Origin of the sequence: Campylobacter gastrosuis, from assembly GCF_030249845.1 — a bacterium.
GTDB classification, from domain to species: Bacteria; Campylobacterota; Campylobacteria; order Campylobacterales; family Campylobacteraceae; genus Campylobacter_A; species Campylobacter_A gastrosuis.
Genome location: NZ_JANURM010000001.1, coordinates 172,819 through 192,658 on the forward strand (window position 1 = coordinate 172,819; position 19,840 = coordinate 192,658).

The window sequence follows — 19,840 nt, forward strand, 5'->3', positions numbered from 1 at the left end:
TATGAACTCGCGAAAATCAAAAACAACGATACTTTTTTTATTTATCGCGGTCGGACTGGTGATTTTTTTATCGGTTATCATTTACAGAGCCACGATTGACAAACGCCATTTATACCTGCAAACACGAGAAGAAAACTCCGCACTTCGTGGCTCAATCATCACAAAGGACGGATTTAGCGTGGCAATTAGCCAAAAGCTATACACTGCAAAGATAAACACAAAGAGCATTGACCCAAACAAAAAAGAGATGTTTATCCGCCTTTATTCGCTTTATAGTGGCGAAGATGAGAAGAAAATTCGCAAGCTAATTAACGGCACGAACGGACTTTTGGTGCTTTCAGATAAGATTGACGCTAAAACGGCAATGCATCTAAAAGAGCTATCACGAAAACTATATCAAAAGAAAATTTTCGTGCCAATTGATGATAGCTCAACCATTCAAAGCCTAAATATCTTTGAGAGCAAAGAGAGCCGTAAAAATCGCACTTATATGGCACAAAATGCCCTAACGCCAGTGCTTGGCTACATAAGCCAAAAAGATGATAAAAGTATCGGCGCAAAGGGTGTTGAGAGGTATTACAATGAATTTTTATCGCCCATTCAAGATGCTAGGATTGTCGGATTTAAAGATATCGGGCGAAATATTATTTTCACAAGCGATTTAAACCTGCAAAACCGCATTGACGGCTATAATCTAGCAATTTCTGTTAATTTAAAATTTCAAACAATGGTAGAAAAAATCGTTGATGCACAAGCCTCGTTTGTAGATGCAAAGGAGATAATCGCCTGTGTTATGGATAGCAAAACGGGCGAAATTTTAGCCCTTGCAAGCAGTCTAAGGTATGACCCGTCAAGCATAAAACAGCAAGATATACAAGCCCTAAATTCCACAGCCACCGAGTATGCTTACGAGATAGGTTCGGTTTTTAAGCCGTTTATATTCTCAATCCTGCTTTCTGAAACGAAGCTAAATAAAATGGCACTCGTAAATACGCACAACGGCAGCTACAAACTAGGCAAAAGAATCATAAAAGATACGCACCCAGCGCCGTTTTTAACGGCTGAGGACGTGATCGCTGAAAGCTCAAATATCGGTATGATAGAGCTTGCAAAAAAGCTAACTGGCACACAAATTTACAATGGGCTTTTAAATTTTGGCTTCACGCAAAAAAGTGGCATTGATATGCCCTATGAGCAAACAGGTGCGATACCACCAGCACAAAAGCTAGATTCACAAACCTACAAAGCCACCGTTAGCTACGGATACGGCGTGAGTGCGACCTTTATGCAGCTGATGAAAGCCTATAATGTTTTTAACAACAAAGGCTTTGCTGTCGTGCCTCACTTTGCCCTGTTTTTGGAGCTAAACGGCAAAAAATACGCTCCACAAATCAAGCCCCCAAAAGAGATAATAAGCCAAGAAATCGCAAAACAGATGAAAAGTGTGCTAATAAAAGTCGTAGAAAAAGGCACTGGCAAAAAAGCCCTAACGCCCGGACTTGAAGTAGGTGGCAAGACCGGCACGGCACACATAGCACGAAAGGGCGTGTATGGCAATATCTACAACGGCTCGTTTTTTGGTTTTGCAAACGACAAAAAGGGCAACGCCTACACAATCGGCGTCTTAGCGCGTGAGCCAAAGAAAAAATACTACTATTACGGCGCTCAAAGTGCCTTGCCAGTCTTTAAAAAAATCGTGGATTTAATGGTCGCTGAGGGATATTTAATGCCTGATGAGACCGCCATAAATCAAATAAATAATAAATAAAAATTATTAATTTTAAATAATCTTTAAGTGGATGGGGGTATAATAGCCCTTAATAATGCACAAGGGGGATATTGTGAAAATTTCAAAGGTCGCAGTTGCGGCAATGTTTTATTCATCGCTTTTTGCTGGTGATATGTATTGGGCAAATGGTGTAAATACTAGCGGTGGCTGGTCCGTTTATTTACAGCACCCAAATCAATGCTGGGGCGCGGTAGCTGGTAATACGCTAGGTTGGTGGCAAAAAAATGTCACTGGTAGCATAAATTTTGGTGAAAATACACCACAAGGCAATGTTGCAATTACGGATTATTTTTACAAAAAGTATCCATATATTCAAGGCGGTTTGCAACCTTACCGCGGTATGATTTACTTCTTTAAAGATTTTGCGCCAAATGTTAAAATTTATGAAACTAAGGGCGAGCCAACATATCTAGAAAAAAAATATGGTCCAACAAAAATCAGCGGTGCTCCATTTTGGACAGAAAGATATGACTCAAATGCCGATAAAATCACAAATTCGCTAATTGAAAATTTCAAAACCGGCAAGGTCGTGGCAGCACTTACTGATGATACGCACACCGTTACGCTTTGGGGCATTGAAGTAGATGAAAAGACACAAAGGATAACTGGTGGATACGTAAGCGACTCGGTTAAAGATGAGGCTGGGACGCTGTCGCTTAGAAAGGTTACAGGCAACTATGTGCCGGGCAGAAATGGAGAGGTGTTTAGATTTCTTTATAGCTATTATGTTTCAAACACGAATAAATATATAACCGACCTTTATGATATTTACAGTATTACCTATTTAAGCATAGATGAGGCTAGAAATAACGGCACTTATGTTGATACATCAGACAGAAAAGACTGCTTAGCAAGTGTTTTGCCGGGCTATGAGGGTGTTTGTGGAGTGGCAAAAAACGAAAATGTAACTCCGTCTGAAAACAACCAAAATCAAGGCGAAAATAGTGAAAATTCTAAGCCAACACCACCTGAAAATAATCAAAGCGGTAACGAAAATGTAACGCCACCAAATAATCAAAATCAAGGCGAAAACACAAATCCAACTCCACCAGAAAATGGCAACCAAAATCAGGGAGAAAATACCCAAAATCCTAAACCAACACCACCTGAAAACAGCTCAAACAACCAAGAAAACAGCAATGAAAATCAGGGCGGTATAACACCACCAAACAACCAAAATCAAGGCGAAAATTCTAAACCAACTCCGCCTGAAAACTCAAACAAACCGCCAAAAGAACTACCAACTGACGCTGGTTCTAAAAAAGAGATTACAAGCGAAAGCACGGCTAATGACAGCACGACAAATGCCGTTAAAAACGCTGCTAACGCACACTCAGAGCTTAGCGTGAATGTTAAGAATTTTGGCGACGCTTCGGTTTATACAATCTCAAAAAATGGCAGGGATATTGGAATTTATAGCCCAGCTGAAAATAAAATAGAGGTGATTAACGCCGGACTTGTAAATTATGACATCAAAGAGCAACCAAACGGCAAAATAACAATCACAAAAGCGTCAAACGAGGCGGCGGTTAAAGAGGCAAATGATATGGCTTCTTTAAATTTAGACGTCGGCTATGTTGAAGTAAATAACCTAAATAAAAGAATGGGCGAACTTCGTGGTATCAATGCAAATGCCGGCGTCTGGGGCAGGGTGCTTGGCGGTAAAGGCAGCGGCAATGGATATGAGAATAAATTTACCCACATTCAAGTTGGTGCCGATAAGCAAAGCGACCTAGCTGGCACGCAAATTTTTAGCGGTTTTACGCTCACTCACACAGCAAATGACGTCAAGGCAAATGGTGGCGATACAAGTGGCGATATAAAATCAACTGGCGGTGGAATTTACGCAGCCACGCTATTTGATAGCGGTTTTTACATAGACGCCATAGCAAAATATGTCCGCAACAACCATAAATTTGACTATAACTTTAAAAATATGAACCTAAACTTCCCAAATTCAAAATACAACACTCACACGATATATCTTGGCGGCGAGATCGGTTATAGATTTGATTTGGGTGTGGCTTATTTTGAGCCACAAGCTGAGTTTATCTACCTAAAAAATAGTGGTGCAAAGCTAAGCCACAACGGATATGACTTAGAGATAAAAGACTCAAACGCGCTTATCGGGCGAGTTGGTTTTAATGCTGGTAGGGAGATAAATTTAGGCGAACTTAGCACATACGTGCTTGGCGGACTTAGCTATCAGTGGGATATAGATAAAAATAGCGAAATCATCGTAGATGGCGAGAGTGCAAAGTATAATAAAAAGGATTCAAGAATGCTTATGAATCTTGGCGTAAATATCAAAGCTAGTGAAAATTTACGCTTTGGCATTGATTTAGAACGCTCGGCATTTGGCGATTACGATACGGATTTAGCGATAAATGCGAATGTAAGATACTCGTTTTAATCAAAGGGGCGATTTGCCCCTTTAAAAAATCGCTTGTTGTTTAATATAATTTCATTCATTTTTATTTCGCTAAAATTTCATAATTTTATCTACTCTTTAAACGTGCGATTTTTCGTGTGATGATAATACAACTTACGACTAGGTCAGCACGAACGCCTTGCTGTGAGATAGTAAAAATCATAAGCTCTGCCGTTATTTACCAAAGATAAGGTGTCTTAGATAATAGCTAAAATTTAGCCCACCAAGTGTATTTTTAATAAATTAGTGATTTTTAGTGACGTTTTTAAATGGGCTTTGCCACAAGCAAACAACTTAAATGCATAAAAGCACGTGAGTTTTAATGCTTGCTCTTACAAAAACATTCTAATGAATTAAACCCTAATATCTAACAAATTCTCGCTTTTAACTTGCTCGGTTTTATTTAAAGCACTTGGAAAAAAGGTCTTTAACGCCTCTTTTTCTGTTGTGTTTAATCCGCTCTCGCCGACACTATCAAATTTTAGCTTTGCATTTAGTGCGTCTTGCATTTTTAAATTTTGCGTGGTTTGTGTTGTTTGTTGCGAGTTGCTTTGATTTGCACTGGCTAAGATACTAGCACTGCTTTGGGTGGCTTGGTAGCCGTAATTTTTGCCTGCAAGGTCATCTTTTGTCCTTAAAAAGGGGCGATTTGCCCCAAATTTTAATGAGTGTAGAAAATTTCTTGAATTTTTGCCCTATCATTTGTCTTTGTAAGTGCCAGCATTAAAAGCACACGCGCCTTTTGTGCGTTTAGGTTATCGCTAGCTACAAAGCCCATTTCATCGTCATTTACTTCGCCGTTTCTAGTCGTTTCACCAGCTCCTACACGGCTATCACGAACGATAATTATACCGCTTTTTGCCCCATTTTGTAGTGCATTTAGCACACTTGGATATGGATTGCCATTACCCATACCAGCACTGATTATGCCTTTTGTACCGTTTTTTAGGGCAATTTCTACAAAGTCAGCATTATCGTTTGCGTGGCTGTAAATTATATCAACTCTTGGTAATTCTGTGATTTTTGTGATGTCAAAGTCCGAGTTTATCGTGTGTTTGCGAGTTGGGCTCATATAAAATTTCACATTACCATAAAATACAGAGCCGATTTTGCCGGTGTTTGGCGATTTAAAGGTATCAACGCCGGTCGTGTGGGTTTTAGTTACCTCTCTTGCGGCGTGAATTTCATCATTCATCGTTACCATTACGCCCTTACCTACGGCATCTTTGCTGATTGCTACATTTACGGCGTTAAATAAATTTAGCGGACCATCAGCACTCATTGAAGCCGAGTTTCTCATCGCGCCCACCATTACGATAGGTTTGTCGCTTTTTACGACTAAATCCAAAAAGTAAGCCGTCTCCTCCATTGTATCGGTGCCGTGAGTGATGACTACGCCGTCGGCTTTTCCACTATTTAGTAGTTCGTTTGTGCGTTTTGCTAGTTTTAGCCAGACCTCGTTATTCATCTCTTGGGAGCCAATTTGTGAGATTTGTTCGCCTTTAATTGTGGCGATTTCGTTGATTTGTGGCACGGCTGCTAGGAGTTTATCCACCGTTACCACGCCAGATGTGTAAGATGAGCTAAGCTCGCCAGAGCCACTGCCAGCTATCGTGCCACCAGTGGCCAAAATGTAGATTGTCGGCTTTGCTAGTGCCGTTGTAGCCGTGATTAGCATAAGTGCCACCGCCTTTTTAAATGAAATTTTCATTATCTCTCCTTTGAAAAATTTCAAGGATTATACTACTTATTATTTAAAATAAAAATTAATTTTAATCATTAAAAAATTTTTAATAAAACCATATACAAAATCGTTGAAACGACTATGCTTAAAAGTGCGTTTTTAAATTTCAAATGCACCAAAATCGCCGTTAAAACGGCTAGAATTTCATTTAGCCCGTAAGGATAGACGTTAAACTTAATATCCTTTAAGCCATAGCAGACTAAAACCACCATTATCATAAGCCCCATATATCGCTCAATCGCCGTTAGCCACGAGCTTGGCTTGTAGTTTTTAATCAGATAAAACGGCACCGAGCGAGTTAAAAATGTCGCTAAAACGCTTACTAAAACGGCTAAAAAAAGTAGCCACTCTGGCGAATTTACGCTTATCATAATCTATCCTTAAATGCTGTCAAAAATAGCAAGCAAAGTCCCATTGACCCAACCAGTAAAATTTTTGTCGGCAAGAGCATAACACCTAAAATTCCAAACAAAACAGCGGCTCCAAGCACCTTAAAATTACGCTCATTCTTAAACATCTCAATTACAATTACAATAAAAAGTGCAGTTAAGCTAAACTCCAATCCGCTCATATCAATCGTGATTAAATTCCCAGCCACACAGCCAAAAATCGTCCCGCTAAGCCAGTAAAGCCACGAGAGAAAATTTAGCCACGTAAAAACATAGCTTCGCTCGTTTAAATCGCTGATTTTTAGGCTTTTAAAAATCGCAAAGGTTTCATCAGTCAGGGTCGCTATGTTAAAAAGGCGAAATTTTAGCCCTTTATACTCTTTTAACAGCGAAAGTGCGTAAAATGTGTGGCGTAAATTTACAAGATACGAAACGATAAAGACCTCAAAAAAACTCGTGCCGACGCTAAATAGCGATATCATCATAAACTGCGCCGCTCCGCCGTAAGCTAGGGCACTTAGGGCGACTGCGATAAAGGTGCTAACATTTAGCGTGTTTGCTAAAATTCCAAACGCAATGCCAAGTGGGAAGTAGCCCATAAAAACGGGGATTGAGAGTTTAAAAACATCCGCAAATTTCATAAAATTCCTTAAAACAAAAGGCAAATGATAGCTAAAATCAGATGAAAATCCGCCAAAAAATTTTTGTTTAACCACACAAACGGCAAAATTTTAGTCGCAACAACAGACTAAATCAAATCTTGTTTTATTACTCATCGCTTGATTAAGATAAAAAATAAACAAATTGCCTAGCATTTGGCAGGTTAGTGGCGATTATAAATCGTGTTTTGTAAGGTAAAAACTAAAATTTAAAGTGGTAAAATTAGGCTAATTAAATAGGAATTTTAAAAATTCCTATTTGCCTTGTAGCTATCTTTTAGCCGTTTTATATTTTTGTGATTTTTGCTCTCTTTTTGCGAAAAATATATCACGTCAAACGCCCAAACTGCCACTAAAAACGCCATTATCAAAACTGGATAAATCATATCTTACCTTTTAAGTCCATTTACTATTTCAAGCATAGCGTCGCTTGTCGTTATCGCCTTTGAGTTGGCTTCATATGCCCTTTGCCCTGTGATTAAGTCAGTCATCTCCTCAACTAGCTGAACGTTACTCATCTCAACAAACCCCTGCCTAATCGTCCCAAGTCCGTCAAGTCCAGCCGTGCCTACGACCACATCGCCACTAGCACCGGTTTGCAGGTAGTTATTATCGCCCATTGAGTGAAGTCCGGCTGGGTTTATAAAGCTAGCTAACTCAATTTGCCCGATTTGATTCATCTCTTGCTCACCAGCTTGAAGCACCGAAACCGTGCCGTCCGTGCCGATTGAGATTTGAGTTGCGTTTGCTGGTATTGTAATTTGTGGGATTAGCTGATAGCCGTCAGAATTTACCACCGTGCCGTTTGCATCAAGCTTAAATGCGCCGTTTCTAGTGTAAGCGGTCGTGCCGTCAGGGAGCTGAACCTGAAAAAAGCCATTGCCAGCGATTACCACGTCAAGGTTGTTGCTCGTTTCTTTAAAATATCCTTGTGAGAAAATTTTATTTATCGCAGTCGGACGCACGCCAAGACCGACTTCTATGCCAGTTGGGCTTGTTGTGGTTTGGCTTGTTGCCGTGCCTGCATACTCCATTGTTTGATACATTAAGTCAGCAAATTCTGCTCTATTTTTTTTGTAGCCATAGGTATTTACGTTTGCGATATTGTGTGAAGTTACATCTATTTGTGTTTGCTGTGCTATCATACCGGTTGCGGCGGTATAGAGTGATCTCATCATTTTTTATCCTTTTATGCTTTTACGTTGCCAAGTTTTGTGATTGCGTCTTGATTTAGGTCATTCATATGCGAGTTCATAACCTTTTGATACATATCAACCATACGCTGGGTTTCAATAAGTCCCACCATTTCGGTTACTGCATTTACGTTTGACATTTGAGCGTAGCCTTGAAGGACGCTACCTGCGTTGTCAATGTCAATAATATCATCTAAATTTTTAACGCTAAAAAGATTATCGCCAAATTTCTCAATCGCTCTAATCTCTCTTGGTTGCGCTATAAAAAGCCTTGCAAAAGGCTCGTTGTTTGAGTATAAATTTCCATTTTTATCGCTTGTTAGCGTTGTGCCTTGCGGTAGCTGTATGCCACGCTGTTCAAGTGGCTGGGCGTTGTAGTTGCTTGGTAAAATTTTATAGCCCTCTTTTGAAACCAAAAATCCATCCTTATCAAGGCTAAATGCACCATTTTTGCTTAATTTCACGCCACTTGGTGTATCAACTAAAAAGAATAAATCATCTCTTTTTATCACAAAATCAAGCTGATTTGAACTACTTTTTATCCCGCCAGAGCTAAAATCGGTGTATTGTTCTACCACCTGCGGGGTGCGATTTATCGTGCGATTTAGGTATTTTGCACTATCTTTTGTGTGATTGCGTAGTGGCATTTCATCTTGTGTTTGTTTAAAAATTCTCTCAAAATCACCAATAACCACATCATCTCGCTTAAAGCCGATTGTGTTTATATTTGCTAGGTTGTTTGAGATTACGTTTAGGCGATTAAACTGCGTGACCATAGCACCTGTCGCCTGATAATAGCCGTTTTGCATACCTTGCCTTTAAAATTTTTAGTCATAAAAGCAAAATGCGTTCCACTTTTACTTTTAGTTTTGTTTTATAAATTTTGGGTATAATCCGAAATTTTTAAAAACACCAAATAAAGGAATTTTATGAGTTCTGCAAAAGAGTCGTTTTCACAAATTGAAGAGCTTTTTGCCGAAAACGCAAAGGGTTTTGTTACTTATGAAAAGCTTGTAAAATTATTTGATAAAGCACCAACAGCGACAATTGTTAAAAAAATTGAAGCCCTAGCCAAAACAAACAAAGTTCAGCTTTTAACAGCCGCTGACGTGGCTAAAATGCGAAATTTAGCCGAAGCCAAAAAACGCAAAAAAGAGAGCGAAGAAGCGCAAGATGAGAGTATTGATGATGAGTTTGATTTAGCCAACGACACCGATTATTTAGAGTGGTCGCGCTCTGATAGCCCTGTGCGTATGTATCTGCGTGAAATGGGGCAAATCGCGCTTTTGACAAAAGATGAAGAGGTTGAAATTTCAAAAAAAATTGAGCTTGGCGAGGATATTATCATTGACGCATTTTGCTCAGTGCCGTTTTTGATTGATTTTATACTTGATTATAAAGAGCCTTTAATTAATAGAGAGCGTCGTGTAAAAGAGCTTTTTAAGAGCTTTGAAGAGGATGGCGATGAGGATGAGGGCGATGATGAAAACGAAGAAGAGATTGATGAAAACGAAGAAGAAACCAGCATAAGTGCGAAAAAATCGGCTAAAAACGATAAACGTGCTTTAAAGGTTATGGAGAGTTTTAAGGCACTTGAAAAGGCAAAAAAAGAGTGGCTAAAAACGCAAAATAAGCAGACCGAGATTGATAAAAACGACATTTTAGCAAACATAACTTTGGCTTTTAAAAAGAAAATTTTAAAAGATAAATTAATGGATCTTGGGCCAACAAGTAAGCTAATTAGCGAGATTGTAAAGTCAATGGAGACAGCGTTAAAAAGCGATGATGAGTTTGATAGAGAGCTTAAAAGGCTTGAATACAAACTGCCTATGTTTAGCGACGAGCTTAAAAAAAATCACAAGGGAATTTTAAAAGACATTTTAAAGCTAAATAAAGAGGACATAATCGCCCGTGTGCCAGAGGCTACAATGGTTTCAACCTACGTTGAGATTAAAAAGCTCTTTCAAACAAAAGAGGCCAGCAAACAGGGCTTTAACCTTGAACCAGCCAAGCTAAAAGAGGTTTTAGAACAAATCAAACGTGGCAAGAAAATTTCTGATGAGGCAAAAACAAGAATGGCAAAATCAAATCTCCGCCTAGTCGTAAGCATAGCAAAACGCTACACAAACAGGGGGTTGCCGTTTTTAGACCTAATCCAAGAGGGCAATATCGGACTTATGAAGGCGGTTGATAAATTTGAATACCGAAAGGGCTATAAATTCTCAACCTACGCCACGTGGTGGATACGTCAAGCCATTTCACGTGCGATTGCCGATCAGGCTAGGACGATTAGAATTCCAATTCATATGATTGAAACGATAAATCGTATCAACAAAATCAACCGAAAATATATGCAAGAAGAGGGCAAAGAGCCTGATGTGAGCGTGATTGCAGCCGAAGTCGGACTAAGCGTAGATAAGGTAAAACAAGTAATTAAAATCACAAAAGAGCCAATCAGCCTTGAAGCACCGATTGCAAACGAAGATGATGGTAAATTTGGCGATTTTGTGGAGGATAAAAGCTCACTTAGCCCTATGGAGCATATCCTTAAAAACGACCTTAGAGAGCAGATTGATGAGGTTTTAAGCCAGTTAAATGAGCGCGAAAAGGCTGTTATTTGTATGCGTTTTGGACTTCTTGAAGATGAGAGCGACCGCACACTTGAAGAGATCGGCAAAGCCCTAAATGTAACTCGTGAGCGTGTCCGCCAAATAGAAAGCTCAGCCATTAAAAAGCTAAAACACCCAAAAGTCGGCAGAAAGCTTAAAAACTACATAGAGGGCTAAAAATGGATAATCTAATAGCCTACGTGTTTGCTTATCTTATTGCTGCTGTGCCTTTTGGGCTAATTTATGGCAAAATTTTTGCAAACATTGATATTACAAAAGACGGCAGTAAAAGTATCGGTGCGACAAATGTTTTAAGGGTGCTTAAAAAAACCGACCCAAAAAAGGCAAAAAAAATTGCGATTTTAACCGCAATTAGCGATATTTTAAAGGGAATTTTGCCACTTTTTATCGCAAAATTTCTAGGACTTAGCGAGGCTACGCTTTGGGCTATGGCAGTTTTAGCCGTGCTTGGGCATTGCTTCTCGCCATTTTTAAAATTTGAAGGCGGTAAGGGCGTTGCAACCGGTGCTGGCGTGCTTGGATTTTTCTTGCCTTACGAGCTTTTAGTCGCTTTTGCTGTGTGGTTTTTTGTGGGTAAGGTGCTAAAAATCAGCTCATTAGCCTCGCTTTTAGCACTTATTTTTCTTGTCTTATCAAGCTTTGTTTTTCACCCAAATCTTGATATTAATTCTCACGCTCCGATCTTAATTATCGCCTACATAGTTATCTATAAACACGCACCAAACATCAGGCGACTAATCAAGGGCGAAGAGGCAAAAGTGATATGAATTTGCAGATAACGACTATCATAAAGGACTTTGAGTTTGAAACGATAATTGGTATGTTTGAGTTTGAGCAAAAAACCCCACAAAAGGTGCGTATAAACGCTGAATTTTGTTCAGAGAGTTTTGTTAATTATGTTGAGTTTAAAGAATTTTTAAAAGAAAAATATAACGAGCTGAAATTTCAAGGCATTGAGGAGTCGCTTAGCGTGATGAGTAAAATTTTAAAGGATAAATTTCAGGGTTTAAAGTCATTAAAACTTGAAATTTTAAAGCTTGAAATTTTACAAGACGCCCTCGTTGGTGCAAGATTAGACATTATTTATTAAATTTTTTTTAAAAAATCTTGAAAATTTGCTTAATTTATGATACAATCCTAGCTAAAAATTTAACACGATAAGGATAAATAAAAATGAGAATTTTAATCGTAGAGGACGAAGTTACTCTAAATAAGACAATCGTTGAGGGGCTTGGCGAGTTTGGCTATCAAACTGACAGCTCTGAAAATTTCAAAGACGCCGAGTATTACATTGGCATTAGAAATTACGATTTGGTGCTTACTGACTGGATGTTGCCAGACGGAGACGGCGTTGATTTAATCAACATAATCAAGCAAAAGTCGCCACGCACTTCGGTTGTCGTTTTATCGGCAAAAGATGACAAAGATAGCGAAATAAAGGCGCTTAGAGCTGGTGCTGATGACTATATCAGAAAGCCATTTGACTTTGATGTTTTAGTCGCTCGTTTAGAGGCACGCCTTCGCTTTGGCGGCACAAATATCATCAAAATTGATGATTTAATAATAAATCCAGATGAAGAAAAAATCACATATTTAGGCAAGGACATTGAGCTTAAAGGCAAACCTTTTGAGGTGCTAACTCACCTTGCTAGACACTCAGATCAAATCGTAAGCAAAGAGCAACTCCTTGATGCGATTTGGGAGGAGCCAGAGCTTGTAACACCAAATGTCATTGAGGTCGCAATCAACCAAATTCGCCAAAAAATGGACAAACCGCTAAATATCTCAACAATTGAAACCGTTAGACGTCGCGGATATAGATTTTGCTTTCCGAAAAAAGCCTAAGAACTAGATTTATCTTGCAATTAGCATCAGCCTCAATGGTGCTAATTGCCATAGTTTCAGTTATGCTTTATTATTACATACGCATAACTATACTTGAAACGGTCGTTTCAGAGCTTACTTACGAGGCAAAAGAGATAGTAAGCAACTACTCAAAATTCAACCCAGAAAACAAAACAGAGTTTAAAATTTATCTATCAAAATATGGGCATACCGATGTAAAAATCATAACCACCACAAAGCGTTTAAAAAAGCCGTCGTTTAAACACTACAATATCGGCAAAGATAGCTTTATGGAGCTAAGCTACGATTTTGATGAAAATTCCTGCTTAAAACTCACAAAAGACACGACTATGCAGACCGAGATTATCGCTCAAATTTTAATTGATATCTTAATCGTAAATGTAACGGCAATCTGCCTAGTCATCTTTTATGCTATGTTTTTATCAAGAATGCTTTTGGTGCCTATAAAAACGCTAACAGCAAGGCTTTCAAAGCTAAATGAAAAGTTCTTACAAGAGATAGACGCCAAGTCCTTGCCGGTGGAATTTTCGCCACTTGCAAATGGCATAAATGGGCTAATTAACCGCATTCAGACCTTTGTAAGCTATCAAAAAGAGCTATTTATCGGCATCGCTCACGAGCTAAAAACCCCACTTGCCGTGATGAAGGCAAAAAACGAGGTTACGCTTTTAAAACAGCGTGAGAGCGAGCGTTACATTGAGGCGTTAAAAACCAACAATGAAGCCATAAATTCAATGAATGCCATGATTGGCTCGGTGCTTGAAATTGGTCGCCAAGAGGGCGCGCAGTTTGAAGAGCCAGTGATGACTGATATCATCGCATTTTTAGCCAAGCTTGGCAATAACTTTGCAATCCTAGCAAAAGCCGAAGAAAAGGATATAATCTTAGAGCTTTCGCCAAAAATTTTAAACATAAAAATCCAGCAAAGTCTGCTAACTCACGTGGTGCAAAATTTTGTCCAAAACGCCATAAAATTCTCGCCAAAAGGCTCACAAATCATCATCAAAACGCAGGTGCAAAACTCACGTTTTATCATCAAAGTGCTTGATTTTGGCTCTGGCATTGATGAGAGTAAGGACTTGTTTGCACCATTTAAACGATACGGCGAGAAGGGTGGTGCTGGACTTGGACTATTTTTAGCAAAGGGCGCAGCACAGGCACTTGGAGCCGATATTAGCATTAAAAATCGCACCGACTCAAACGGAGCTGTCGCCACGCTTTCGCTACCGATAAATACAAAAAGGGGATAAAAATGGCAAAACGAACGGCAGTTATTGATATTGGCTCAAATTCAATGCGTATGGTGATTTTTGAGCGGACTTCTCGCTTTGCGTTTTTTACGTTAAGCGAGTATAAAATGCGAGTTAGGCTAGGCGAGGGTGGCTATGAAAGCGGCGGCAAAATCTCGCAAAATGCGATGCAAAGGGCGTTTTTAGCACTTAGGGAATTTAGCATTATCGCCAAAAGCTACAAATGCACGAAAATTTTTTGCGTCGGCACATCAGCTCTAAGGGACGCCCCAAATTCTGGCGATTTTATCAGCCTTGTAAGAAGTGAGCTTGGCATAAATTTGCGTGTGATTGACGGCAAAAGCGAGGCAAATTACGGCGCTGTGGCAGCTAAAAATTTACTTTGTGTGCCAAAGCAAAGCGTTACGATTGATATTGGTGGCGGTTCTAGCGAGCTTGGGCTTATTAAAAACGGCGTTGTTACCGATACTATTTCGCTTGATATTGGCACCGTTAGGCTAAAAGAGCTGTTTTTTGATAATAAAAAAACGCAAAAGGTGCAAAATTTTATAAAAGAGACGATTAAGCAAATCCCAAGCCACTTTAAGTGCGAAAACGTAATCGCAATCGGCGGTTCGCTTCGTGCTATTTCAAGCGCGATAATGAAAAAAACGCTCTATCCGATGCCTACTTTGCACGGATTTTGCTATAAATTTGACGAGCAGGTGAAATTTATAGATGATATTGCAAAGGCAAAGATTGATGATTTGGAGAATTTTTTCATCAAAAAAGACCGCTTTGATACGATTAGAGAAGGGGCTTTGATATTTTTAGGGCTTTGTAAATTTCTAGGTGCAAAGCAGATTTTTACAAGCGGAGTTGGTGTGCGTGAGGGCGTGTTTTTAAGCGATTTTTTACGCCCAAGCCTAAAATTCCCAGCCAATTTTAACCCAAGTCTAAAAAGCCTACAAGACCGCTTCGTGCTTATCTCAAATAAAAATGTCGCAAAAAATGTAAGGGCGATTTTTCACGCCTTAAAGCCACTTCACGCCCTTGATGATGGCTATCTTTACGCACTTGATGTGGCTTCTAGGGTGCATAATGCTGGGCAGGATATCGGCTTTTATAACGATCATATAAACTCAGCCTATATCGTGCAAAACGCCCTAAATTTCGGCTTTACGCACGAGCAAAAGGCGTTAATTTCAGCCATAATTAGCACAAATGGCAAAAAGGTAATTTACGACTACGAACGCTTTAAAAGGCTCTTGCCAAAGCAATCAGTCGTTCGTTGGCTTAGCTTTATGTTAGCCCTTGCAAGGCTTCTTGATATTAATAACAACAAATTAGCCCTGAAATTTCAGCTAGAAGGTCAAATTTTAAGAATTTTTGGCGCAAAAGAGCTTTTTATGGCAAAAGAGGAGATTAAAAAACTAATCCCGCCCGAAAATTTCGCCATAAGCTTTGAGTCCTAGTTTTGGCGTGATTATCTCGCTTTTTGAGCCATTTACGGCGTGATAGATTGTTGTGCCGTATTTTGTGGCGTAATATTTTAGCAAAAGGCGTTGCAAAACTGGCTCGGTTGAGCTTAAATTTTGCGTTTTAAACCAGCCGTTGTTTGTGATTGCAAAGACGATTTTTGGGTGGTTTGCGTAAATTTTATCGCTCGTTGCCTCGTAGCAAATTGCATTTGTGATTTTTGTGTTAAAAATTTCATATTCGCTCACGTTTTTTGCGGTTTTAAAGTCGCTTGCGCCGCCAAAAAATAGCCTGTTTATTAGCGGTTTTATAAATTCTGGTAGCGGTATTTCTTCGCCAAAAGGCACTAAAACAAGCTTGTCAAACCTGCTCATTTTGCCCTCATAAAAAAGATAGGTTGAGTTATAAATTTGCCCGTTTTCATAGGCTAATCCACCGCCAATTATTGCTATTTTTTCTGAAATTTTTAAAAGCTCATTTTGCAAAATTTTTTCGTGGTCTAAGAATGTTACAAAGGCACTTTCTGGCAGTAAAATCGCATCTTTTTTTTGACTAATTGCTTCGTTTATGAGCCTTAAATTTTCATCTATTATTGCGTCTTTTTGGGCTTTATCCCACTTTGAGTGCTGAGGGACGTTTGTGTTTGTTAGTTCTAAATTAAATGGGATAAAATTTGGCTCTTTTGTGTCCGTTTGGAGAGCAAAAATGAGTGGCAAAATGGCTAAAAATTTATAAAATTTTCTTAAATTAAGCAAATAAGCTGATAAAAATATCAAAATTAAGCCAGTTGTGTTTGGGCTAAATGCCCCTAAAACCAGCGTGGCTTCTAAATTTAGCCAGTTAAAGCCAAAAGGTGCGATGTAGCTTAATAAAAATAGAGCAACGGCTCTTAAAAAAACAAAGCTAAAAATTGACGCTAAAAAGAATAAAAGCCCATAAACAACGCCGATAAAGAGCAAAACAAGCGGTATTAAAAAGGCTAAATCGTAATAAATAAAGCTAAAACTAATCCAATAAAACCATAAAATTCCTACAAAAAATCCGCTTAAAAAAAATCCAGCCCTTGTTTGAAAAATCAGCAAATAAATCCCAAAAATCGTAATAAATGGCGAGATAAAATCTAAAAAAATATTTTCAAAAATGGATAAATAGATAAAATTTGAAACCATTAAGGCACTAACAAAGGCTTTTATTATAATTTTAGTGCTAAAATATCGGTTTAAATTTTTAACATTAAGGACAGACAATGCAAGAGTCAAATTTCTTAGCTTCATTACTACCTCTTATCGTGCTTTTTGCGATTTTTTACTTTTTGGTGATTAGACCACAGCAAAAACAGCAAAAACAGCACCAAGCGATGATACAAGCACTTCAAAAGGGCGATAAAATCATCACAAGTGGCGGTCTTATTTGCGAGGTCGTAAAACCAGAGGAGGATTTTATCAAAGTTAAGCTTAACGACGATGTAATAGTGCGTATTTCTCGCGAATTTGTAGCAAAAAAGATTGAAGCATAATGCGAAGTGGCAAGGTAACTTACAGGCTAGTTGTCTTACTTATAGCCTTTGTTTTTGGCGTGATTTTCTCAACGCCGTCGTTTTTTCAAACCCAAAGCGGACATAAAATTAGCCTTGGGCTTGATTTACAAGGCGGACTTCATATGCTTCTTGGCGTTGATACAGAGGTGGCAATACACTCAAAAATCAAGTCAATTGCCGCAAGTATCAACTACTACGCAAAAAAAGAAGAAATTTTAATTGACAAGTTAAAAGCCAAAGATGAGATTATAGAATTTAGCCTAATTGACGCTGACGAGGCGGCAAAAATAGATAAAATGTTAGGCGATATTAACGGGCTTAATGTGCAAAAAGACGCCCTTAATTACACGATTTCATTAAATGAAGCCGAGCGGTTAGCCACGATTGAATACGCCATAGCACAGGCGGTTGAAACGATACGAAACAGGCTTGATCAGTTCGGACTTGCCGAGCCTACCGTTGCAAGGCAGGGCGAGGATAAAATTTTAGTTGAACTACCCGGCATTAAGAGTGCTGATGATGAGCAAAGAGCAAGGGATTTAATCGCAAAGGCAGCACATTTACAGCTTATGGCAGTTGATGATAAACGCCAAAATGAGGCTGCGACAATGAGTGTAGCACAAGCTCAAAGCTACGGCGATGTCATCTATCCAGATGTAAAAGATGAGCGTTATAAGTATGTTTTAAAAGAAATTCCAGTGCTTGATGGCTCAATGCTAACTGACGCAAGAGTGGCATTTTCACAGCAAAATAATCAGCCTATTATAAATTTCTCTCTAAATTCAGAGGGTGCTAGAATTTTTGGCGATTTTACCGGTGCAAATGTCGGCAAACGCCTAGCTATCGTGCTTGACGGCAAGGTCTATTCAGCACCAGTGATAAATGAGAGAATCGGCGGCGGTAGCGGTCAGATTAGCGGTGGATTTAGCGTTGAGGAGGCTCACGATGTGGCTATCGCACTTAGAAGCGGTGCCTTACTAGCCCCAGTAAAACTGCTTGAAAAGCGAAGCATTGGTCCAAGCCTTGGGGCTGAGAGCATACAAAAAAGTATGACAGCACTTGCTGGTGCTAGTGTTTTAATCGTGCTTTTTATGTTTGTTTATTACGGCGTTTCTGGAATTTTTGCAAATATCGCTTTGAGCGTAAATATCATCTTAATCATCGCATTTATGGCACTTTTTGGAGCTACGCTAACCCTGCCCGGTATGGCTGGTATCGTGCTTACCATTGGTATGGCAGTTGATGCAAATGTCGTTATAAACGAGAGAATTCGTGAGCTTTTAAGGGACGGAGCTAGCATTAAAACAGCGGTCGCAAAGGGCTATGAAAACGCAATGAGTGCGATTGTAGATGCAAATCTCACGACCCTAATCACCGTTATTGCACTTTACGCTTACGGCACCGGGCCAGTTAAGGGCTTTGCTGTTACTATGAGTATTGGTATTTTAGTATCAATGCTAACTGCAATCCTAGGCACGCACGGATTTTTTGATCTATTTATGGATAAGATAGAAAAGAGTGGCAAAACAAGGCTTTGGTTTGGCTACAAAAGAGATTAATTAAAGGCAAATAATGCAAATTTTTACAAAAGTTAAAGTTTATGATTTTATGAGATTAAAATTCCCGTCTCTCATACTCTCTATAATCTTATTTTTTGGCTCTATTTTTTTACTTGCTACAAAGGGGCTAAACTACGGCATAGACTTTTCAGGTGGCACTTTAATTCAACTAAAATACGACACAAAAGCACCGCTTGATAGCATTAGAGATGCCTTTTCTTCGCACGAAATTTTAAAAAACGCAAGTGTTACTGAGTTTGGCTCGGATAACGAAGTCATCGTGCGATTTTCTGGTTCTAGCTCTGATATTGGAGCAGATATTGGTGCTAGTGTTAAGGATATGCTAAAAGGCACTGGTAATGTTGAGGTTAGGCGCGTGGATATCGTTGGCCCAAAGGTCGGCGGAGAGCTTAGAGCTAAGGCACTTATGGCGATTTTGATCTCATTTGGTGCGATTTTAATCTACATTGCCTTTCGCTTTGAGTGGCGTTTTGCACTTGCGGCGATAATATCTGAAATTCACGATATCATCATTACAATGGGTGCGATTTCGCTATTTAGCATTGATGTAAATTTAGACACGCTCGCAGCCATTTTAACCGTTCTTGGCTACTCGCTAAATGACACGATTATCATCTTTGACCGCATTAGGGAGGGCATTGTTACAAGTAAAAATAGCGACATAAACGCTATCATAAACGAGTCCGTTTCAGCCACGCTCTCACGCACGATTCTTACATCTGGCTCAACATTCATCGTCGTTTTTATCCTTTATATGTTTGGCGGCGATATGATAAATGGCTTTTCATTTGTCGTAATGGTGGGCGTTATTATTGGCACGTTTAGCTCGGTCTATACCGCTTCGCCGTTTTTGGTTTGGTTTAAATTTAAAGCAAACGACTACCGCGTAAAACTTAGCGAAAAAATGAAGGCAAAAAAGGAGCGTGAGCGTGAGCGTGCAATGTATGAAAAAGGCGTGGTGTAAGGAGTTAAGATGAACTGGGGTAAGGTTGTTTATGTATTTTTTGCTCTAATGAGCTTAACGACAGCAGCGGAGTTTTTATACGATAAAAGTCCGATAGCACTTTTTGTGGCAGCTAGTATAAATTTAGTCTCAACACTGCTTAAAATCGGCGTTAGAAACGTCCTAGCCGCCGAGCTTTTTGCTAGTTCGCTCGTGGCTGACTTGCACTTAATCCCAGCATTTGTCGTGCTTCAAGTAAGTGCAAATATGACCCTAGCTTACTCGCTAGTTATCGGTGCTGTAATTGCAAACGTATTCTCACTCGCACTTGTTTTAATTGAATCAAGCAAGTCGCAAGATGAATTTTAGGA

Annotated in this window: 20 protein-coding genes; 12 read left to right on the top strand and 8 right to left on the bottom strand. The window is 39.2% G+C overall.

Annotated features, from left to right (window positions below):
* Position 1 precedes the first annotated feature (1 nt).
* Positions 2 to 1,768 carry a peptidoglycan D,D-transpeptidase FtsI family protein gene (locus NYG85_RS00890; RefSeq protein WP_284936693.1) on the top strand — a complete coding sequence of 589 codons (1,767 nt, stop codon included), beginning with the start codon at positions 2 to 4 and terminating at the stop codon, positions 1,766 to 1,768.
* A 73-nt stretch (positions 1,769 to 1,841) separates the two neighbouring features.
* Positions 1,842 to 4,202 (top strand): autotransporter outer membrane beta-barrel domain-containing protein, encoded by a 2,361-nt coding sequence (locus tag NYG85_RS00895; RefSeq protein WP_284936694.1) that lies wholly within the window; start codon positions 1,842 to 1,844, stop codon positions 4,200 to 4,202.
* 371 nt (positions 4,203 to 4,573) lie between these two features.
* On the opposite strand, the gene NYG85_RS00900 is transcribed toward NYG85_RS00895, so the two are convergent.
* The 7 genes from NYG85_RS00900 to NYG85_RS00930 all read right to left on the bottom strand — a co-directional run bounded on the left by NYG85_RS00900 (position 4,574) and on the right by NYG85_RS00930 (position 9,014).
* Positions 4,574 to 4,729: a hypothetical protein gene (locus NYG85_RS00900; RefSeq protein WP_284936696.1), complete on the bottom strand. Its 156-nt coding sequence runs from the start codon at positions 4,727 to 4,729 to the stop codon at positions 4,574 to 4,576.
* Positions 4,730 to 4,881: 152 nt separating this feature from the next.
* Positions 4,882 to 5,898, bottom strand: coding sequence for a type II asparaginase (locus tag NYG85_RS00905; RefSeq protein ID WP_284936776.1), 1,017 nt, complete (start codon positions 5,896 to 5,898; stop codon positions 4,882 to 4,884).
* A 101-nt stretch (positions 5,899 to 5,999) separates the two neighbouring features.
* Positions 6,000 to 6,335 carry a branched-chain amino acid transporter permease gene (locus NYG85_RS00910; protein ID WP_284936697.1) on the bottom strand — a complete coding sequence of 112 codons (336 nt, stop codon included), beginning with the start codon at positions 6,333 to 6,335 and terminating at the stop codon, positions 6,000 to 6,002.
* Positions 6,332 to 6,994 carry an AzlC family ABC transporter permease gene (locus NYG85_RS00915; RefSeq protein ID WP_284936699.1) on the bottom strand — a complete coding sequence of 221 codons (663 nt, stop codon included), beginning with the start codon at positions 6,992 to 6,994 and terminating at the stop codon, positions 6,332 to 6,334. Before NYG85_RS00915 ends, NYG85_RS00910 begins: the two co-directional genes overlap by 4 nt.
* Positions 6,995 to 7,257: 263 nt before the next feature.
* Positions 7,258 to 7,398 carry a hypothetical protein gene (locus NYG85_RS00920; RefSeq protein WP_284936700.1) on the bottom strand — a complete coding sequence of 47 codons (141 nt, stop codon included), beginning with the start codon at positions 7,396 to 7,398 and terminating at the stop codon, positions 7,258 to 7,260.
* A 3-nt stretch (positions 7,399 to 7,401) separates the two neighbouring features.
* The gene (flgG, locus tag NYG85_RS00925) at positions 7,402 to 8,190 is read right to left on the bottom strand and encodes a flagellar basal-body rod protein FlgG (RefSeq protein WP_284936701.1); all 789 of its coding nucleotides are present in this window, start codon (positions 8,188 to 8,190) and stop codon (positions 7,402 to 7,404) included.
* Positions 8,191 to 8,201: 11 nt separating this feature from the next.
* Positions 8,202 to 9,014, bottom strand: a complete 813-nt coding sequence (locus NYG85_RS00930) for a flagellar hook-basal body protein (RefSeq protein WP_284936702.1) — start codon at positions 9,012 to 9,014, stop codon at positions 8,202 to 8,204.
* 120 nt (positions 9,015 to 9,134) lie between these two features.
* Between NYG85_RS00930 and rpoD the strand changes: the two genes are divergently transcribed.
* From rpoD to NYG85_RS00960, 6 genes are all read left to right on the top strand, one after another.
* Positions 9,135 to 10,991, top strand: a complete 1,857-nt coding sequence (gene rpoD, locus NYG85_RS00935) for an RNA polymerase sigma factor RpoD (protein WP_284936704.1) — start codon at positions 9,135 to 9,137, stop codon at positions 10,989 to 10,991.
* Between the two features lie 2 nt (positions 10,992 to 10,993).
* On the top strand, positions 10,994 to 11,602 hold the full coding sequence (gene plsY / locus NYG85_RS00940; protein ID WP_284936705.1) for a glycerol-3-phosphate 1-O-acyltransferase PlsY: 609 nt from the start codon (positions 10,994 to 10,996) through the stop codon (positions 11,600 to 11,602).
* Positions 11,599 to 11,925: a dihydroneopterin aldolase gene (locus tag NYG85_RS00945; protein WP_284936706.1), complete on the top strand. Its 327-nt coding sequence runs from the start codon at positions 11,599 to 11,601 to the stop codon at positions 11,923 to 11,925. The genes plsY and NYG85_RS00945 overlap by 4 nt, the downstream gene beginning before the upstream one ends.
* A gap of 83 nt (positions 11,926 to 12,008) precedes the next feature.
* On the top strand, positions 12,009 to 12,680 hold the full coding sequence (hsrA, locus tag NYG85_RS00950; RefSeq protein ID WP_284936707.1) for a homeostatic response regulator transcription factor HsrA: 672 nt from the start codon (positions 12,009 to 12,011) through the stop codon (positions 12,678 to 12,680).
* Between the two features lie 62 nt (positions 12,681 to 12,742).
* The gene (locus tag NYG85_RS00955; protein ID WP_432264837.1) at positions 12,743 to 13,951 is read left to right on the top strand and encodes a sensor histidine kinase; all 1,209 of its coding nucleotides are present in this window, start codon (positions 12,743 to 12,745) and stop codon (positions 13,949 to 13,951) included.
* Between the two features lie 2 nt (positions 13,952 to 13,953).
* Positions 13,954 to 15,405, top strand: a complete 1,452-nt coding sequence (locus tag NYG85_RS00960; RefSeq protein ID WP_284936708.1) for a Ppx/GppA phosphatase family protein — start codon at positions 13,954 to 13,956, stop codon at positions 15,403 to 15,405.
* Here NYG85_RS00960 and NYG85_RS00965 read toward each other — a convergent pair.
* Entirely contained in the window at positions 15,364 to 16,683 is a 1,320-nt protein-coding gene (locus tag NYG85_RS00965; RefSeq protein WP_284936710.1) for an apolipoprotein N-acyltransferase, read from the bottom strand. The genes NYG85_RS00960 and NYG85_RS00965 overlap by 42 nt on opposite strands.
* On the opposite strand from NYG85_RS00965, the gene yajC reads away from it, so the two are divergent.
* Genes yajC through NYG85_RS00985 form a run of 4 tightly spaced genes read left to right on the top strand, consistent with a single transcriptional unit; the run spans position 16,656 to position 19,838 of the window.
* The gene (gene yajC / locus NYG85_RS00970; protein WP_284936712.1) at positions 16,656 to 16,925 is read left to right on the top strand and encodes a preprotein translocase subunit YajC; all 270 of its coding nucleotides are present in this window, start codon (positions 16,656 to 16,658) and stop codon (positions 16,923 to 16,925) included. The genes NYG85_RS00965 and yajC overlap by 28 nt on opposite strands.
* Positions 16,925 to 18,505: a protein translocase subunit SecD gene (gene secD / locus NYG85_RS00975; protein WP_284936714.1), complete on the top strand. Its 1,581-nt coding sequence runs from the start codon at positions 16,925 to 16,927 to the stop codon at positions 18,503 to 18,505. The genes yajC and secD overlap by 1 nt, the downstream gene beginning before the upstream one ends.
* Positions 18,506 to 18,518: 13 nt before the next feature.
* Positions 18,519 to 19,490, top strand: a complete 972-nt coding sequence (secF, locus tag NYG85_RS00980) for a protein translocase subunit SecF (RefSeq protein WP_284936715.1) — start codon at positions 18,519 to 18,521, stop codon at positions 19,488 to 19,490.
* A 9-nt stretch (positions 19,491 to 19,499) separates the two neighbouring features.
* Positions 19,500 to 19,838 carry a DUF6394 family protein gene (locus tag NYG85_RS00985; RefSeq protein WP_284936717.1) on the top strand — a complete coding sequence of 113 codons (339 nt, stop codon included), beginning with the start codon at positions 19,500 to 19,502 and terminating at the stop codon, positions 19,836 to 19,838.
* Positions 19,839 to 19,840 lie beyond the last annotated feature (2 nt).

Coding starts and splice junctions, on each gene's coding strand:
- secD (WP_284936714.1), top strand. CDS start 16,925: ATGCGAAGTGGCAAGGTAACTTACAGGCTAGTTGTCTTACTTATAGCC.
- NYG85_RS00945 (WP_284936706.1), top strand. CDS start 11,599: ATGAATTTGCAGATAACGACTATCATAAAGGACTTTGAGTTTGAAACG.
- NYG85_RS00930 (WP_284936702.1), bottom strand. CDS start 9,014: ATGCAAAACGGCTATTATCAGGCGACAGGTGCTATGGTCACGCAGTTT.
- NYG85_RS00965 (WP_284936710.1), bottom strand. CDS start 16,683: ATGAAGCTAAGAAATTTGACTCTTGCATTGTCTGTCCTTAATGTTAAA.
- NYG85_RS00900 (WP_284936696.1), bottom strand. CDS start 4,729: ATGCAAGACGCACTAAATGCAAAGCTAAAATTTGATAGTGTCGGCGAG.
- NYG85_RS00905 (WP_284936776.1), bottom strand. CDS start 5,898: ATGCTAATCACGGCTACAACGGCACTAGCAAAGCCGACAATCTACATT.
- plsY (WP_284936705.1), top strand. CDS start 10,994: ATGGATAATCTAATAGCCTACGTGTTTGCTTATCTTATTGCTGCTGTG.
- NYG85_RS00985 (WP_284936717.1), top strand. CDS start 19,500: ATGAACTGGGGTAAGGTTGTTTATGTATTTTTTGCTCTAATGAGCTTA.
- NYG85_RS00910 (WP_284936697.1), bottom strand. CDS start 6,335: ATGATAAGCGTAAATTCGCCAGAGTGGCTACTTTTTTTAGCCGTTTTA.
- NYG85_RS00960 (WP_284936708.1), top strand. CDS start 13,954: ATGGCAAAACGAACGGCAGTTATTGATATTGGCTCAAATTCAATGCGT.
- NYG85_RS00955 (WP_432264837.1), top strand. CDS start 12,743: ATGCTTTATTATTACATACGCATAACTATACTTGAAACGGTCGTTTCA.
- rpoD (WP_284936704.1), top strand. CDS start 9,135: ATGAGTTCTGCAAAAGAGTCGTTTTCACAAATTGAAGAGCTTTTTGCC.
- yajC (WP_284936712.1), top strand. CDS start 16,656: ATGCAAGAGTCAAATTTCTTAGCTTCATTACTACCTCTTATCGTGCTT.
- hsrA (WP_284936707.1), top strand. CDS start 12,009: ATGAGAATTTTAATCGTAGAGGACGAAGTTACTCTAAATAAGACAATC.
- secF (WP_284936715.1), top strand. CDS start 18,519: ATGCAAATTTTTACAAAAGTTAAAGTTTATGATTTTATGAGATTAAAA.
- NYG85_RS00920 (WP_284936700.1), bottom strand. CDS start 7,398: ATGATTTATCCAGTTTTGATAATGGCGTTTTTAGTGGCAGTTTGGGCG.
- flgG (WP_284936701.1), bottom strand. CDS start 8,190: ATGATGAGATCACTCTATACCGCCGCAACCGGTATGATAGCACAGCAA.
- NYG85_RS00915 (WP_284936699.1), bottom strand. CDS start 6,994: ATGAAATTTGCGGATGTTTTTAAACTCTCAATCCCCGTTTTTATGGGC.
- NYG85_RS00890 (WP_284936693.1), top strand. CDS start 2: ATGAACTCGCGAAAATCAAAAACAACGATACTTTTTTTATTTATCGCG.